Origin of the sequence: Ensifer sp. ENS09 (assembly GCF_014852425.1) — a bacterium.
Taxonomy (GTDB): domain Bacteria; phylum Pseudomonadota; class Alphaproteobacteria; order Rhizobiales; family Rhizobiaceae; genus Ensifer.
This window is the reverse complement of record NZ_JACVBP010000002.1, coordinates 1,006,845-1,022,931: the sequence shown is the minus strand read 5'-3', so window position 1 is coordinate 1,022,931 and position 16,087 is coordinate 1,006,845. Positions and strand designations below refer to the sequence as shown.

Sequence of the window (16,087 nt, the reverse complement as noted above, 5' to 3'; positions counted from 1 at the left end):
AAGCGGACATGTCGTCGTAAAAAAGAAAATTTTTACAGAACGGCGCTTGCAATCCCCGAAAGGACCCTTTAGAGAACCGCTCACGCAAGCGGTTCGACCGCTTCAGGCAAAAGCACCCGTAGCTCAGCTGGATAGAGCACCAGACTACGAATCTGGGGGTCAGGAGTTCGAATCTCTTCGGGTGCGCCATTCTTTTCAATGACATAGATGATGTCTAGATCCGGTTGTTCGGATCCCACCTTGGGTCGCGCGTCGCGACCTTGCGTTTCGCGACGCGCCTCTCACATCCCTCAAGTGTCTTTCGTTTGCAGTGTTCCGTGGGCCAGGCTCGCGGCTGGTGAATCGCCGCTACGTTGCTTCACGGGATCCGAAGCAAGCAGCGCTCGATCCTGAAGAATCGCGTTCGCCTAGTCCGGTTGATCGCTCAGGATTGGCCTACGCTGTAGCCCTTCTCGACGAGCCAGGCATCGTGAAGCCACTTTTCCGTTCCGCGGCGGCCGGGAAAGCTGATCCAGTGAATGTCGCGCTCGAACACAATGACCTTTCGGTCCGCGCCGACGATGACCCCCATCCAGAGGCCGTCGGCCTGGTTGCGCATCTTGACCTTCATGCCCGTGAGGGTCAGGTCTTCGCTGCGGCCGTTGCGGGCAACCCGCAGGGGTTCGTCATGCGGGTCGATCCAACTGACCCTCATTCCGGGCAGAAGGTCTGGCGCTGCCTCGCGCAGGAAATCCATGGCGATTACCTGCGCGTCCTCGCGGGTCGACAACGGGCGGCCGACCAGATCCAGGTCGATCCGGGCAAAGCCCTTGATGCGGCCATCGTCGGCGATGACGGTGCTGAAATGCTCGGCGCCGAGCGTTGCATTGCGCCCGTCGGCGCGCGCGTAGCGGACGAGTTCCGCGGCTTCACCGTCGACGACGGCGGCACGGCGGCCCGCCTCGCGGTAACCGGCGGGCATGAAGGCGCCGATGGTGGCGGGTCGAGCGCTGTCGGCTGCAGCGGGCCTCACTGCGAAGGCCATGTTTGCGGTTGCCGTGCCGGCGGCAAGGCCAAGGGCGACGAGGACCGCGAGAGGGCGTCTATGCGGCATGTCCAGAGCTCCTTTTGTGTGGTTTGGGGGAGGCGGTAGGTGGTCATGAAACCGATCGCGGATCGCCGAGGGGGCACTTGAGAGGCGGATGTTGCCGACAACGGAAGCGGAGTGCCGGCAGGGAGCTGGCGGGGCACGTGGATCTATGAATGAAACCTGACGTCAGGTGTAGATTTAGTATGTGCCAAATCCCGTTCGTGCCGCGTTTACCTTCGCCGCGCCTCGGCGATCAGCCCGTGCATGCGGGTGATGTTGTTTTCGAGGTCCCGTTTGAATGTCGAGAGTTCGTCGAGTTGGGCATTCGTCTTGTCGAGCTGTGCCTGCAGGATTTCCAGCACGCGCTCCTTGCCCCGGATGCCGCTTGCGTCCTCGAAATAGAGGTGGATGACTGCGGCGATCTCGTCGAGGCTGAGACCGAGACGCTTCAGCGCCGCGATCTTTTCCAGCCGTTTCGCGGCGGTTTCGTCATAGTAGCGGTAGCCGGCCCCTTCGCGCTCGGCCGGCTTCACCAGGCCCAGCCGCTCGTAATAATGGATCGTGCGCTGGCTGACGCCGGCCCGTTCCGACCGGTGGGGCTTCAGGCGCCGGGTCAGTTCCGGCAACGCCGCCCTTCGAAAGGATTAGGAGACAATAATATATGTTAGTATATAATGATTTACGCTTCTCGTGAGCGGTGTTGCTGCGGCGAACGGGCCGGGTTGCTACGATCAAGACCCGATCACGAAAGCACCGGCGGGTTCACGATCTTTTGACGCCGAAGTGTGAAAATCGGTCCAGCGGCTTCCTATATGAAGGAGGAAGGGGCCGCTCGAGGAAAGGAGGTGCCGATGTATCGCTATATGATGAAAGAACTGCTGGTGATTGTTGCTGGCCTTTCGGTTTGTGCCTTCATGATCCTGTTCTTCCTGATCAATTCGACACCCAACCTCTGAGGGTCGCCGAAGCGCGCTTCCTGAGCGCTTGAACGCCGGCATCAACGCCGCTGCGCCAGGATTTCCATAGTGCGCCGATCCTTCTCTCCCGCGAAATAGCGCGCAAGCGCCACTCCGAACGGCCCCCCGTCTTTCTCGACCTCGGCAAACAGGGTCATCGATGACCGGAACTTCATGTCATCGGGGCTTGAGAAAATGTCGTGGGCCGATCTGCCCGCAACCGCATTGGCGCGCTCGGTGCATTCACGCAGCCTGGGGCCGAGCACCGGGTGGGCGAGATAGGCCGACGCTTCGTCGAGCCCGGAGATCGCATAGCGCTGTGCCATCGGCGAATGGCCAAGGCCGGCAAGCTGTGGGAAGACAAACCACATCCAGTGGGTTCGCTTTTGGCCATTCCCGAGTTCATCGAAGACCGCGGCATAGACGCGGTCCTGAGCGTCGACAAACCGTTGCAGGTCGAAGGGGTCGGTCATCGCAGCACCTCCCTTGGCCGCCCCGTCGGCGAGGCGTCAGTTACCAGCGGTGATGAACATGAACCTTCACCAGCCGCTCGTAAACCGCTGCAATCGCCGCCTTCGTGTCGTCGTCGATGGCGGCAAGCGCGCTGGCGGCCGCGTTGGCTTGCGCCTGCGCCTCGTTGCGGGCGCCCGGGATCACCACGGAGACCGCCTGCTGCTCGAGGATCCAGCGTAGCGCAAACTGCGCCATAGGCACGCCCTGAGGCGTGAGCGGGCGAAGCTGCTCGACGGCTTCCAGCGCCGCTTCGAACGGCACGCCGGCAAAGGTCTCGCCGACATCGAAGGCTTCGCCATGGCGGTTGAAGTTGCGGTGGTCGTCTGCGGCAAAGGCGGTTTCGCGGTTGATCTTGCCCGAAAGCAGACCGGAGGCAAGCGGCACGCGCACGATGACGCCAACGTTCTTTTTCTGTGCTTCCGCGAAGAACAGCTCGTGCGGGCGCTGGCGGAAGATGTTGTAGATGATCTGCACGGTCGCAACGCCGGGATATTCGATCGCCTTCAGCGCTTCCTCGACCTTTTCGACCGAGACGCCGTAGTGGCGGATCTTGCCCTTGGCTACGAGCCGGTCGAGCGCGCCGAACAGCTCCGGCCGATAATAGACTTCGGTCGGCGGGCAATGGAGCTGTACCAGGTCGAGCGTCTCGACGCCGAGATTGGTAAGGCTGCGATCGATGAAGGCCTCGATGTTTTCGCCCGTATAGCCTTCGGTCACATGCGGGCTCAGCCGGCGGCCGGCCTTGGTCGCGACGAAGGGCTTGTCGCCACCGCGTTCCTTCAACACCGCTGCAATGATCTTTTCGGAGCGGCCGTCGCCATAAACGTCGGCCGTATCGACAAAGGTGACGCCAGCATCGAGCGCCGCATTGAGCGCCCGCTTGCCGTCCGCCTCGCTGACATCTCCCCAGGAGCCGCCAATTTGCCAGGCGCCGAAGCCGATCTCGGATATGGTTGCGCCGGTCTTGCCAAGAACTCTCGTCTGCATGGTGCTGTCTCCTGTTGTGCGTCATCGAACATACGCTGGGTGGAGCACTTCTATTATGACTGATCTGATCGCGTAAATTAGAGCGAGATGTGGAGCGGGAAACCGCGCACATATTTTCTCAATGCTGTCGCAGGTGCCCGATCAAGAAACGCGATTTCGATAGGAGGTTAGGTCCGCGAGCGCGCCGGGCGTTAGTCGTCGAGCGATACCACTGCCTTGCCGCGGCTGAGATCGACGACCATGGCGAGGATCGCCTCCGCCTCATCCTTGCGCAGGTCTACGCTCAGAACCGGGCCTTTGTCCGTGAAGCTCTCGTTGACGATGGTGACGTCGCGGGCAAGAAGCCGCGCCTTGATCAGCGCCATGTCGGAAAAGTCGACGGCGACAGTTGCGCGCACGGTTTCGATCATCTCGATCTTTTCCGCGGCGCGAAGGCAGAGCGCCGCTGTGCCGCCATAGGCGCGCACCAGGCCGCCGCTGCCCAGCAGAATGCCGCCGAACCAGCGGGTGACCACGACGGCGACGCGGTCGAGTTCCTGGCCGTCTATGGCCGCAAGGATCGGCTTGCCGGCCGTGCCGCTCGGCTCGCCGTCGTCGCTGAAGCGATAGGCCTGGCCGATGCGCCATGCCCAGCAATTGTGGTTGGCGGTGGGATCGGAATGATAGGCGAGGAAGTCTTTCGCAGCCTGTTCGTCGGCAATGGGCGCGGCAAAGGCCAGAAAGCGGCTTTTCTTGACGTCCTGGTTTGCCGTTTCGATGCGCTTGAGGGTGAACATGGCTGCTTCCGTTTCTTGAGAAGCTGATAACGGATTGCGGGGGAGGGCGCTACCTTGGTTTGGGGGCTGTGCGGGTCCGGTCGGCGCTAATCGCCCGCTAAAGTAATGAGGCCCGCATGCCTCTCCCGCGCCATTCCTGTGCCTGTCACAGGATTCCACTCACGGCGCGTCTGCGCCGTGAGAAGACTCTTTATGTACTGGGGCATGTTTTTCGCGCCGCCGACGCGGCGCGGCTGGATCCCCGTGATGGGGCACAGGGGATGAGGTGGAGAGGGGACGGCCGTTACCGCCGGATGATGCCCCTGTTTCTTCATCGCCTCTCCCGCGTTCGGGAGAGGCATTCTTGTCGTGTGATCGGTTTCGATCAGCCGATCGCCATCAGGCTGGCATTGCCGCCGGCAGCGGCCGTGTTGATCGAGGTCGAGACCTCCTCGAGCAGCCAGTTCAGGCAATAGGCGTCGGGGTTCTTGCCGATTTCTTCGGTGGAAGCCGCCTGGACGAGAACGAGCGGGCCCGGAAGGCCGGAGATCGTCTTGCTGACCTCGCGCACCCGGGCGCCGTCACCTTCGACAAGCGCGCCTGCAAACGGACCGTCTGCCGCCCAGTCCTTGGACCAGGTGAGGCGTGCGGAGACGCTCGCCGGCAAATCCTTCAGCGAAGCCTGCAGGCCGGAGGCCGCGTCGACGACGACGGTGTTGCCGGTGGCAAGGGCGGCACCCAGCTGGTGGTAGAGACCGGTTTCCGTCGCCGGAACCAGAAGTACGCGGCCACGCGGATGCAGCGCATAGAGGTTGCGCTCGCCGACCGGGCCCGGAAGCTCGGAGGCAAGGCCGAGGGCCGAGTTGCTGCCGGCGGTGCGGGCGGCTTCGGCTTCCGCCTTGGCGCCCTTGCCGTCGAGCCACTTGGCAAAGTCGAGCAGCGCCGGATCGGTGTGAACCGAGCTGTGCTGCGGCGGAACCGGGGCGGTGGCGACGAGGCGGCCGAGATAGAGCGGGCCGCCGGCCTTCGGGCCGGTGCCCGAGAGTCCGCGCCCGCCGAACGGCTGAACGCCGACGACGGCGCCGATGACGTTGCGGTTGACATAGAGGTTGCCCGCCTTCACCCGCGAGGTGACGTGGGCAATCGTCTCGTCGAGGCGCGTGTGCAGGCCGAAGGTCAGGCCGTAGCCGGTGGCGTTGATGTCGTCGATCAGCCGGTCGAGATCGTCGCGGCGGTAGCGAATGACATGCAGCACCGGACCGAAGACTTCGCGCTTCAAGTCGGAGAGCTTGTCGAGCTCGATGATCGTCGGCGGCACGAAGGTGCCCTGTTCGGTGCCGGAGGCAGGGCCGATCTGTTCGACCTTGCGGCCGAGACCGCGCATCGTCTCGATGTGCTTCTCGATAATGCCCTTGGCTTCGGCGGTGATGACAGGGCCGACGTCGACCGAGAGCCGGTCCGTGCGGCCGATCTTCAGTTCGTGCAGCGCGCCCTTCAGCATCGAAAGCGTGCGGTCAGCGACGTCTTCCTGCAGGCAGAGCACGCGCAGCGCCGAGCAGCGCTGGCCGGCGCTGTCGAAGGCCGAGGCGATGACGTCGCCGACGACCTGTTCGGCAAGCGCCGAGCTGTCGACGATCATGGCGTTCTGGCCGCCGGTCTCGGCAATCAGCGGGATCGGCCGGCCGACCGGCGACAGCCGGTCGGCAAGCTGCGCCTGGATCAGGCGGGCGACTTCGGTCGAGCCGGTGAACATCACGCCGGCGATTTCAGGAGCTGCGACCAGTGCGGCACCAATGCGGCCGTCGCCGGGCAGCAGCTGCAGCGCTGCGGCCGGGATGCCGGCCTCGTGCAGGATGCGCACGCCTTCGGCGGCGATCAGCGGCGTTTCCTCGGCAGGCTTTGCCAGCACCGGGTTACCGGCAACCAGCGCTGCGGCAATCTGGCCGGCGAAGATCGCCAGCGGGAAGTTCCACGGGCTGATGCAGACGATCGGACCAAGCGCCTTGTGGGCCGGGCCGAGCGTGCGGCGCGTCTGTTCGGCGTAATAGCGCAGGAAGTCGATCGCCTCGCGCACTTCGGCGATTGCGTTCGGCAGCGACTTGCCGGCTTCGCGCGAGATCAGGCCGAGCAGGGTCGGCATGCGCGCCTGCATCAGGTCGGCAGCGCGCATGAGGCAGGCGGCGCGCTCGGCCGGCGAAACGGCAGCCCAACTTGCAGCGGCGTTGGCGGCAAGGCTCGCTGCCTGGCGGGCGTCGGCTTCCGAAGCCTCGGTGACCGAGCCGACGACGTCGCGATGATCGCCGGGGTTGACGACAGCGCGGGTTTCGCCGGAGGCGGGGCCGGTTGCCAGCAGCGGCACGGCCTTCCAGTCGACCGTCGCGCTTGCCTGCAGCGCTGCGGTCAGCGAGGTCAGGCCCGCTTCGTTCGAAAGGTCGAGGCCGGCGGAATTGCGGCGCGTGTCACCGAAGAGGTTGTCGGGCAGCGCAATCTGGTCGTGCGGCGCGCCGACGACCGGCATGCCGCGGACGATCTCGACCGGATCGGCGATCAGTTCGTCGACCGACACCTTCGGGTCGGCGATGCGGTTGACGAAGGAGGAGTTCGCACCGTTTTCGAGCAGGCGACGAACGAGATAGGCAAGCAGGGTCTCGTGCGTACCGACAGGCGCATAGATGCGGCAGGGACGGTCGAGATTGCCCTTGCCGACGACTTCGTCATAGAGCGGCTCGCCCATGCCGTGCAGGCACTGGAACTCGTACTTGCCGACCTTGAAGTCCTTGCCGGCCATTTCGTAGATGGTGGCGAGCGACTGGGCGTTGTGGGTGGCAAACTGCGGGAAGATCACGTCGGTCGCAGCCAAGAGCTTCTTGGCGCAGGCGATGTAGGAAACGTCGGTGTAGATCTTGCGCGTGTAGACCGGGAAATCTTCCAGGCCGTCGAGCTGGGCGCGCTTGATCTCGGCATCCCAATAGGCGCCCTTGACGAGGCGGACCATGACGCGGCGCTCGGCGCGGCGGGCAAGGTCGATGATGAAGTCGAGCACGTAGGGGCAGCGCTTGCCGTAGGCCTGGACGACAAAGCCCATGCCGGCCCAGCCGGCGAGGTCCTTGTCGAGGCACAGCTCTTCGAGCAGGTCGAGCGAAAGTTCGAGACGGTCGGCTTCCTCCGCGTCGATGTTGAGGCCGATGTCATACTTCTTGGCGATGACGGCAAGGGCCTTCACCTTCGGCAGCAGCTCTTCCATGACGCGCGAGGCCTGCGAACGGGCATAGCGCGGGTGAAGGGCCGAAAGCTTGATCGAGATGCCCGGGCCTTCATAGATGCCGCGGCCGGCCGATGCCTTGCCGATGGCGTGGATCGCCTGCTCGTAGTCGCGGTAGTAGCGCTCTGCATCGGCAGCCGTGGTCGCCGCTTCGCCGAGCATGTCGTAGGAGTAGCGGAAGCCCTTCTGTTCGAGCGCGCGCGACCGGCGCAGCGCCTCGTCGATGGTCTCGCCGGTGACGAACTGTTCGCCCATCATGCGCATCGCCATGTCGACGCCGCGGCGGATGACCGGCTCGCCGCAACGGGCGATCAGGCGGGTGAGGGCGGCGGAAAGGCTGCGGTCGTTGACGGTCGAGGTCAGCTTGCCGGTAACGACGAGACCCCAGGTGGCGGCGTTGACGAACAGCGAGCGGCCGCCGCCGATATGCGACTTCCAGTCGCCGTCGGCGATCTTGTCGCGGATCAGCGCGTCACGGGTTGCCGTGTCCGGGATGCGCAGCAGCGCTTCGGCCAGGCACATCAGCGCCACGCCTTCCTGGCTCGACAGCGAATATTCCTGCACCAGTCCTTCGACGCCCGAGCCCTTGTGCTTGGCGCGCAGCGCCTCGATCAGCTTGCGGGCGGTCTTGGCGGCGGCGGAACGGGTGGCCGCGTCGAGCGTTGCAGCTTCGACCAGTGCCGGCAGTGCTTCCGTTTCCGGCCGGCGGTAGGCGGCGGTGATCGCCTGGCGCAGCGTGCTCTGCGGTCGAACCGGCGGGGCGAACTCGGCAAAGGGAGCCTGAGGCGCGCCGGTCTCTGCAGTGGTCTTGTAAAGCGGTGTCTGGCTCATCGAGCGCTATCCTCCGGGAAGCGGTTTGAAGGGCGCAGCGCGCGCCCGATCGTGGCCGGAAAATACGCTTCCTTTCGCCGTACATCCATCCGGCAAATTTGATCTTTCGCGGAATGTTTCACCGTCCGGTGCGTGCGGAGCCGCAGAGGATGCGGAATGTTCGCAAAATCACCGGATGATCCGGTGTTATGCGGCCTTGCCGAAGTGCTTCTCGCGGGCCATCAGGCACTCGTCGTCGCCGGGCATGCAGGTGCGACAGACGATCGGCCGGATCGCGTAGATCTTGCAGCCGACATGGTCGCCGAGCTTGCCGCTGAGCGCCAAGCAGCGATCGTCCTCGCAGCGCATGCCGCCGAGGTCGGCGGACACATATTCCGCCGGGATCAGGTCGAGCTCCTCGTCCGTCTCCAGCGAGAAACGCGGCCAGTCGGCCGAATAGGCGCAGCAGGCGCCGCAACTCTGGCAATCGAAGCTTTCGTCGAGGGATACGGGTTCGGTCATAGCCTCAAACTAGCATGAAGGTCCGCGGTCTGAAATGGCCCTTACGCGATGGCGGCATCTCGGCGGGCGATCTCGTAGTCCTCCGTATGCACCAGCACGCCATCGTCGGTCACGACGGCGATGCCATAGGCGGCCGGCTCGTCGACCGACAGCGAGGCGTCGGGTGCATCGAAGGGCATCGGCTGCTGGTGTACAGGGCTCTTGAAGACCGAGAACGGAATGCCGCGGCAGGAGCCACTGATCGTCCGGTGCACATGGCCGGCGAAGATGTGCCGCACATTGCCGTGCCGTTTGACGAGGTCGTAGAACTCCGTCTCGTTGGCGAGCCGGATCATGTCCATGCCGCTAAAGCCCGTCCTGTGCGGCGGATGGTGCATGAAGATGAGCACCGGCCGGTCGCCGGCATCGGCCAGTTGCCTGTCGAGCCAGGCGAGCCGCTTGGCGCAAAGCACACCCGCATGGCTGGTCGGATAATCATAGGGCGGGGCAAACAGCGTATCGATCAGGAGGATACGGCAGTCGGCAAAATCGATAGCCTGCTGCACGAAGCCGTTCTCGTCGGTCTCTGCAGCGGCAAAGACCTCGCGGAACACCTCGCGCCGGTCGTGATTGCCGATGGTGATGGCGACCGGCGGCGCCAGCTGATCGATCAGCCGCTTCAGGCGCTGGTAGGACGCATGGTCTGCATGGTGGGTGAGATCGCCCATGAAGACCACCCGGTCCGCATCCGCATGATAGCGGTTGACATGGGCAATGCCGTTGGCCAGCCGCTGATACGGATCGAGGCCGATGATCGTCGTGCCCTCGGGCACCATGTGCAGGTCGGTAAAGATGATCAGCTTTGTCATGGAGTTCCAGAGGGTTGCGTCCGATTGGCCCAAGCTGTCGTGCGGGCGGACTTGCGTCAAGCCGCATCTTTGGGCTCGACAGACGAACAGCGGCTCGCGGTTTTTCTTGCGGGCGCCCGCGGAAAGCGGTAATGCAGGCGCATCTGATATATCAGTCATGATCGCTGTTGAGGCGATGGCAAACGCGTTGGAGAAACGGCATGCGGTGGAAGCGCACGATCCAGTTGCTGGACGTTCATTGCGAGGGCGAAATCGGCAAGGTCGCGATCGGCGGCGTGCCGAAGATCCCGGGCAACTCGATCGCCGAGCAGCTCAACCACATCAATACGGTCGACGATAGCCTGCGCCGGTTCCTGTGCCTGGAGCCGCGCTCCGGCTCGATCGGCTCGGTCAACTTGCTGGTGCCGCCGAAGCGGCCGGAAGCCGACGCCGGCTTCATCATCCTGCAGGCCGACCAGGCGCACGCCATGTCCGGCTCGAACTCGATCTGCGTCACGACCGCGCTTCTGGAATCCGGCATCATCGAGATGAAGGAACCCGAGACCGTCGTCATGCTCGACACCGCCTCCGGCCTCGTCAAGGCAACCGCCACCTGCCGCGATGGGCGCTGTGAGAAGGTGAAGCTGACCATGGTGCCGTCCTTCGTGCATGAGCTCGATGTCGAGGTCGACACGCCGAAGTGGGGCAAGATCAAGCTCGACCTCTGCTATGGCGGCATCTTCTACGCCCTGGTCGATGTCGGCCAGATCGGCACGACGATCGACAAGGCGAACGCCCGCGAGATCGTCGAAGCCGGTATGATCCTCAAAGACATCGTCAACCGCACCATTCCCGTCGTCCATCCGGAAATCCCCGAGATCAAGGGCGTCGCCTACGTCATGTTCCGCGATGTCGAGGCCGACGGCACGATCCGCACCTGCACCACCATGTGGCCGGGTCGCGTCGATCGTTCGCCCTGCGGCACGGGCAGCTCGGCCAACCTCGCAACGCTGCATGCGCGCGGCAAGGTGAAGGTCGGCGACGTCCTGAAGTCACGCTCCATCATCGGTTCGGAGTTCGAAGTCGGCCTCGAAGGTGTGACCACCGTTGCCGGCCGCGAGGCGATCATCCCGACGATCGCCGGCCGAGGCTGGACCTTCGGCCTGCACCAGGTGGCGCTCGACCCGTTCGATCCCTTGGCCGATGGCTTCGCGCTGACCGATACCTGGGGGCCGCAGGCAGGCGAAATCCGCTAGTCGGCTCTTAGGGGCTGTTCCAAACGAAAACGCGGGCCGAAGATCATGGGATCTCCGACCCGCGTGGCCCTTGGGAGGCGTGTTCGATTACTTGACGCGGCTGGCCTTGGGCAGCATGGCTGTCTCAAATCCGTCGCTGACGCTGAGTTCGGCGAGCTTCTGGCCGGCAAACGCATCGCCTTCATTGGCCGCCTTGCGGAAGATTTCCCGTGCCGCGGGGACGTCCTTGTTGATGCCTTCGCCGTTCTCGAGCATCAGGCCGAGATTGACCATGGCATCGACATTGCCGCGGTCTGCGGCCAGCCGGTAGAACTTCGCGGCCTTGGCGTTGTCCTCGGCGACCAGCTTTCCTTCATCCAGGATGACCGCGAGATTGAAGGCGGCGACGTCGTCGCCGGCCAGCGATGCCCGTTCGAACCATGCGATCGCCAGTTCGCCGTTGACCGAGGTTCCCATGCCGTCGCGATAGGAGACGCCGAGATTGTAGGCGGCAAGAACGTTACCGGCGGCGGCCGCCTTCTGGTTCAGTGCGAATTCTGTTGCGATGTCGCCCTCTTCGCCGACGAGGACGGCATAGTTGGTCATGGCGAGCGCATGGCCGTGCTCGGCGGCTTCGCCGAGGATGCGCTGCGACTGGATCTTCTGGCCGGCCTTGTCGAGAACGCGGGCCAGCTGAAACTCGGTGCGGGCGCCACTCTTCTGGTTATAGGCCTCGCGGCAGGCCGACAGCGCCACGCCGATCTTGATGTCCTCGGTGGCAACGGCCGGGAAGGCCATATTGCGCTGCAGGTCGAAGATGCTGCCTGCCTCGCGGTCGCAGACATCGGCTGCGGAAAGCTCGGCGGCGCGGGCTGAAGGAAGTGCGATCGCAGCAACCGCCAGCAAGCTGACGACGGCCAGGAATACGGCGTTGATGATGCGGGTGCCGGATGCGCTGCGATTTTCCATGAAGCTCTCCCTTCTCTTGACGCTGAACTTATCGCTGTCCGTTGGAGACGGCTGTTCCGGCGGGAACAGCCCGGCAACGAAAGCTCTGGCGAAGTGACGAGGATTGCCGCAGGCCCGGCCTCGCCCCCGCTTGCATCCGGGAGCGCCGCGACTATCCTCGGATGGCGGCAGCGCTCAAAACGGGAGAGATGCAAATGGATGATCTGGCAGCGTCGATGCGCAAGTTGCTGGTGAGCCGGCGCGTCGTCGTCGGCGGCCTGTTGCTGACGGCAGTTGGCCGCGGTGCTGCGCCCGCCTGGGCAGACTCGGCCCTTGGCGAAGCAACGGAGATCCGCGGCGATGTCCGGCTAAGGCAGGCGAAAAAGGACAAGCCGCTCGCCGTCGGCGGCCAGCTTTTTGAGAACGACCGCGTGCACACGAACGCCGAGAGTTTTGCAACCTTGAACCTCGGCACGGATACGCGCGTGCTTCTGGGCGCCGAAACCGAACTGCTCGTCGACAGTTTCATTGCCGGGCAGGGCGGCACGCTCGAGCTTGGAACGGGTCGCATGGTCTTCGACCGGCCTGAGGGGCTGCCGAAGGTCGACGTGGCTGTGCGCACCGCCTTCGGCATGATCGGCGTGCGTGGCACCAAATTCTTCTGTGGTCCGAGCCGGGCAGCCTTTGCCGTCTTCGTCGAACATGGAAGCGTTTCGGTCGCGCGCGGCGGCGTCACCAAGATCGTCTCTGCCGGGCAGGGGGTGGAGTTTCATCACCGCGGCGACGCCCCGAGCGAGCCCGTCAACTGGGGCGAGGCGCGCATCAAGGAAGCCTATGCCAGCGTCGGCCTGACGCGTTGAACTGACGCCGGACCGAGATTATCCGGCGCGCCGCGTCAGTCGGCGACCGTAAACAGTTCCATCATGGAGAAGCCGCGGATCTCGTGGCTGCCGAGCGGGCGAAGCGGCCGCTTGCTTTCCTGAGCGGCAGCGGGCCCGACACAGATCGCCGTGCCGAGAAACTTGTTTGCCTCCTGCAGGCGCGCCGCCAGATTGATCGCGTCGCCGTGGGCGGTGTAGTCGAGCTTGCCGCCGGCGCCGACCTCGCCGACGACGGCCGGCCCGGTCTCGATGCCGATCCGCGTCCGGCCGAAAGCGTTGGCGGCGAACTGCGGACGCCTGCGCATCTCTTCCGTCAGCGCGTGGATCGCCTTGGCGCAATCGATCGCCCTGTCGACATGATCGGCCAGGTCCTCCGGGGCGTTGAAGAACGCGTGCACCGCATCGCCCACCACCTTGTCGACCATGCCGCCATGGTCGGCCACCAGCGCGTTGACTTCGGCGAAATAGATGTCGAGCAGGGCGATGAGCTCGCGCGGCTTCAGCCTCTGCGACAGGGTGGAAAAGCTCTCGATGTCGGTAAAGAGCGCGGTCACCTGACGCTCCTCGCCTGCCATGCGGGCAAGTCCGGGATTGTCGATGTAGCGGGCGACCACCGACTGCGGCAGATATTGCGAAAACTTCTGCCGGGCCGTCGCTTCCGCGCGCCGAACCTCGGCAAATTGCAGCACGCTGGTCACCGCAAGGACGGCAATAAGCGCGATCGAAATGCTGACGGCGTCGATGAGCCAGCCGCTGCCATCGTAGATGACGGCGGCGGCCGTCACGGCGGTGGCGACAGCGCCAAGGCCGAGCGCTGCCGATGTCAGCGGGCGCAGGCGGGTGGCGGCGAAGGCGACGCCGAGGCCGGCGACAAGTGCTGCCACGGCTTCCGCCAGCGGCAGTCGGCCGTCGCGCTGCGGCAGGAAGCCGGTCAGGATCGCATTGGCGATGTCGGCGTGGATCTGCACCGAGGGTTCGAGCGGCATCGAAGCGCTCGGCCTGAGGCCCCCGAGGCTTGGCAGGCTGCTTCCGATCAGCACGAGCTTGCCGGCGAAGCGTTCCGCCGAAGCTTTGCCGGACAGGACGTCGGCCGCCGAAACCGTGCGTTCGCTCAGCCGCTCCTGCGGGCTTGCGACGAAACGCAGGCTACCGGTGTCGTCGAGCAAGATCGTTTGCCCGTCGATGCGCACCCAGGCCGGCTGGCCGCCGAGGATGGGCGTGCCACCGCCCCGCATCTGCCGGGTCGCTTCGATCGCCAGCGTCGGATAGGCGTCGTTGCCGAGGATGGCATAGGCCTGAACCCGGCGTATGCGCGCATCCTCGTCGCCGACGAGAAACGAGGCGGCCGCCGCGCTCGCTTGGTCCATGAAGGCCGGGCACGAGGTTTCGGCGCCGTCGAGAAACCACAGTTCGGGTGCGGTGAAGGGACGGCTGAGCGCCAGCGGCGGCACGGGACGCGGCCGCTCCTGTACCGTATCGGCAACGAGGAAACCAAGCACGACGGCGGTCTTCGAGAGTGCTGCAGCAAGCGCCGGGTTGCCGTCGGAGGTCGAGTTACAATCGGCGCTGAAGACGAAGTCGACCGCAATCACCTTGGCGCCCGCGGTCGCGAGCTGCGACAGAAGCTCGGCGGTCGCTGCCCGGTCCCATTCGCCCGACGGGCGCGACTGGTGGGCCTGCCTGTCGATGTCGACGACGATGATATCAGGGGACTGGGGTGCCGGAACCCATTGCGTCAGACTGTCGAAGAACAACTCGCGCTGGGTTTCGAACAGAGGTCCGGCGTAGAGATAGAGCGCTATGGCCGCAAGCAGGCTCGTGAGGCAACCGCCGGCAAGCGGCGTGAAACGCAAACGCCGGCGCTGCTCAGCGACCATACGGACTAGTCCTCCTCGGGGTCGGCAATGCTCTGCAGGCGGCCGACCTTGCAAGCGATGATGCCTTCGTTGCGCTTGATCGCGCCGCTTTCCTCCAGCCATTGGATGGCGCGGTTCACCTTTGGCCGGCTGGCGCCGAGCACGCCGGCGATATCCGTCTGGCTCATGGTCAGCCTCAGATTGGCGCTTTCCGGCAATTCGTTGCCGTGGATCTGCCGGAGCGTCGCGAGGAAGAAGCGCGCCACCCGGGCGTTGAGGTCGTAAAGCGCGATAGTTTCCAGCCGCTCGGTCGTGTCGCGAAGCTGGGCACAGAGAAAGCGGATGACCGCTTCGGCCGCTTCCGGGCGATTGGTGACGATATCGAGAAAGGCCTTTTTGCCGATCACATAGCCTTCGGACGCGGTCATGGTCGTCGCATCGGCCGAACGGGTCTGGCCGTCGAGCACGGCCATCTCGCCGAAGATCGCGCCCGCTTCGTGCTGGCGCAGCATGAGCTCGCGTCCCTGCGGCGTGATCAGTGACAGCTTGATGCGCCCAGAGATGACGACAATCATGTAATTGCCTTCATCGCCGCGCTGGAAGATCACGGTGCCGGCCGGCCACTTCCGGTAGGTTGCGATATCCGCAAGCTCGGCAATCGTGCTCTTGTCGAATTCTTCAAAAATCGGAAACGAGCGCCAGAATGTCGGGCTCCGGTTGATTTCGTTCATGTCATGCCCCCGCGCGGCGTTCCCCAGCCGCGCCGAAATTCTTTGCTCAGCCGCTGCGTCCTTGCAACAGAAAAGAACGGCGCGCCGTCGTTGTGGTCCCGCATTGCCTTGCAGTTCTGCGTCGAGAACCGGTCGGTAGAAGGTTGACGATGGGTCGTAGGCGTTTCATTTTTGTGAACGATCTGTCGCTTGCGGAGCGGCTAGATGATTTTGAGAATGCTGATACTTCTGTAGTCAACAACCGTTTCTCACAGGAGCCTTCCATGCCTCAGAATGTTGCCGTCCTCGTCGGGCGCATCCTGCTTTCTATCATGTTCATCATGTCCGGTTTCAGCAAGCTGATGGATCCCTCGGGCACTGCCCAGATGATCACCGGCGCCGGCTGGCCGGCTCCGACCGTGCTTGCCTACCTCGCAGGTCTCTTCGAGCTTGTTGCCGGTCTCGCCGTCCTCGTCGGCTTCCAGACGAAGATTGCTGCCTATCTGCTCGCCGCCTTCAGCCTGGTCACCGCCTTTGCCTTCCACAGCGGCGCGATCAATGTTCCGAACTTCCCGCCGGAAGCCAATGGCCTGCTCACCGTCTTCAACGGCCTGATGATGATGAAGAACGTTGCGATCGCCGGCGGCTTCCTGGTGCTCGGCGCTTTCGGCCCCGGCGCGCTGTCGGTCGACAAGCGCGGCGCCTGAGGCTTGGTCTCACCGCAATAACAAAAGCCCGCCGTCCATCGGCGGGCTT

General features: G+C 64.3%; 14 protein-coding genes, 1 tRNA gene and 1 pseudogene. 4 read left to right on the top strand and 12 right to left on the bottom strand.

The features are described from left to right. The first annotated feature begins 112 nt into the window (after window positions 1-112). Window positions 113-189 (top strand) — tRNA-Arg (locus IB267_RS13050). A gap of 235 nt (window positions 190-424) precedes the next feature. On the opposite strand, the gene IB267_RS13045 is transcribed toward IB267_RS13050, so the two are convergent. From IB267_RS13045 to IB267_RS13010, 8 genes are all read right to left on the bottom strand, one after another. Then, window positions 425-1,093 carry a hypothetical protein gene (locus IB267_RS13045; RefSeq protein WP_192447979.1) on the bottom strand — a complete coding sequence of 223 codons (669 nt, stop codon included), beginning with the start codon at window positions 1,091-1,093 and terminating at the stop codon, window positions 425-427. Window positions 1,094-1,299: 206 nt separating this feature from the next. Continuing rightward, window positions 1,300-1,695 carry a MerR family transcriptional regulator gene (locus IB267_RS13040; protein ID WP_210335835.1) on the bottom strand — a complete coding sequence of 132 codons (396 nt, stop codon included), beginning with the start codon at window positions 1,693-1,695 and terminating at the stop codon, window positions 1,300-1,302. Window positions 1,696-2,066: 371 nt separating this feature from the next. Next, window positions 2,067-2,498 carry a DUF1810 domain-containing protein gene (locus IB267_RS13035; protein WP_192447978.1) on the bottom strand — a complete coding sequence of 144 codons (432 nt, stop codon included), beginning with the start codon at window positions 2,496-2,498 and terminating at the stop codon, window positions 2,067-2,069. A 40-nt stretch (window positions 2,499-2,538) separates the two neighbouring features. Beyond that, window positions 2,539-3,525, bottom strand: a complete 987-nt coding sequence (locus IB267_RS13030) for an aldo/keto reductase (RefSeq protein WP_192447977.1) — start codon at window positions 3,523-3,525, stop codon at window positions 2,539-2,541. Between the two features lie 191 nt (window positions 3,526-3,716). After that, entirely contained in the window at window positions 3,717-4,301 is a 585-nt protein-coding gene (locus tag IB267_RS13025; protein WP_192447976.1) for a YigZ family protein, read from the bottom strand. Between the two features lie 364 nt (window positions 4,302-4,665). Beyond that, window positions 4,666-8,373 (bottom strand): trifunctional transcriptional regulator/proline dehydrogenase/L-glutamate gamma-semialdehyde dehydrogenase, encoded by a 3,708-nt coding sequence (gene putA / locus IB267_RS13020; protein WP_192447975.1) that lies wholly within the window; start codon window positions 8,371-8,373, stop codon window positions 4,666-4,668. A gap of 186 nt (window positions 8,374-8,559) precedes the next feature. Next, on the bottom strand, window positions 8,560-8,874 hold the full coding sequence (locus IB267_RS13015; protein ID WP_043618902.1) for a YkgJ family cysteine cluster protein: 315 nt from the start codon (window positions 8,872-8,874) through the stop codon (window positions 8,560-8,562). A gap of 41 nt (window positions 8,875-8,915) precedes the next feature. Then, window positions 8,916-9,722: a phosphodiesterase gene (locus IB267_RS13010; protein ID WP_192447974.1), complete on the bottom strand. Its 807-nt coding sequence runs from the start codon at window positions 9,720-9,722 to the stop codon at window positions 8,916-8,918. Between the two features lie 200 nt (window positions 9,723-9,922). Between IB267_RS13010 and IB267_RS13005 the strand changes: the two genes are divergently transcribed. Beyond that, complete coding sequence (locus tag IB267_RS13005) at window positions 9,923-10,957, top strand: proline racemase family protein (protein ID WP_034797259.1); 1,035 nt, start codon at window positions 9,923-9,925, stop codon at window positions 10,955-10,957. 87 nt (window positions 10,958-11,044) lie between these two features. Here IB267_RS13005 and IB267_RS33885 read toward each other — a convergent pair whose 3' ends face one another. Beyond that, a complete protein-coding gene (locus IB267_RS33885; protein WP_371742541.1) occupies window positions 11,045-11,359 on the bottom strand; it encodes a tetratricopeptide repeat protein in 315 nt (104 codons plus the stop codon). After that, window positions 11,360-11,905: pseudogene (locus tag IB267_RS33880) on the bottom strand (sel1 repeat family protein); the annotation flags it as partial. Window positions 11,906-12,120: 215 nt separating this feature from the next. Between IB267_RS33880 and IB267_RS12995 the strand changes: the two are divergent. Next, window positions 12,121-12,744, top strand: a complete 624-nt coding sequence (locus tag IB267_RS12995; protein WP_192448317.1) for a FecR family protein — start codon at window positions 12,121-12,123, stop codon at window positions 12,742-12,744. 35 nt (window positions 12,745-12,779) lie between these two features. Here IB267_RS12995 and IB267_RS12990 read toward each other — a convergent pair whose 3' ends face one another. Both IB267_RS12990 and IB267_RS12985 read right to left on the bottom strand, forming a co-directional pair. Then, the gene (locus IB267_RS12990) at window positions 12,780-14,642 is read right to left on the bottom strand and encodes a CHASE2 domain-containing protein (RefSeq protein ID WP_192447972.1); all 1,863 of its coding nucleotides are present in this window, start codon (window positions 14,640-14,642) and stop codon (window positions 12,780-12,782) included. A gap of 5 nt (window positions 14,643-14,647) precedes the next feature. Beyond that, window positions 14,648-15,352 (bottom strand): Crp/Fnr family transcriptional regulator, encoded by a 705-nt coding sequence (locus tag IB267_RS12985; RefSeq protein ID WP_043618891.1) that lies wholly within the window; start codon window positions 15,350-15,352, stop codon window positions 14,648-14,650. Between the two features lie 263 nt (window positions 15,353-15,615). Between IB267_RS12985 and IB267_RS12980 the strand changes: the two genes are divergently transcribed. Beyond that, on the top strand, window positions 15,616-16,038 hold the full coding sequence (locus tag IB267_RS12980) for a DoxX family protein (protein WP_043618888.1): 423 nt from the start codon (window positions 15,616-15,618) through the stop codon (window positions 16,036-16,038). Window positions 16,039-16,087 lie beyond the last annotated feature (49 nt).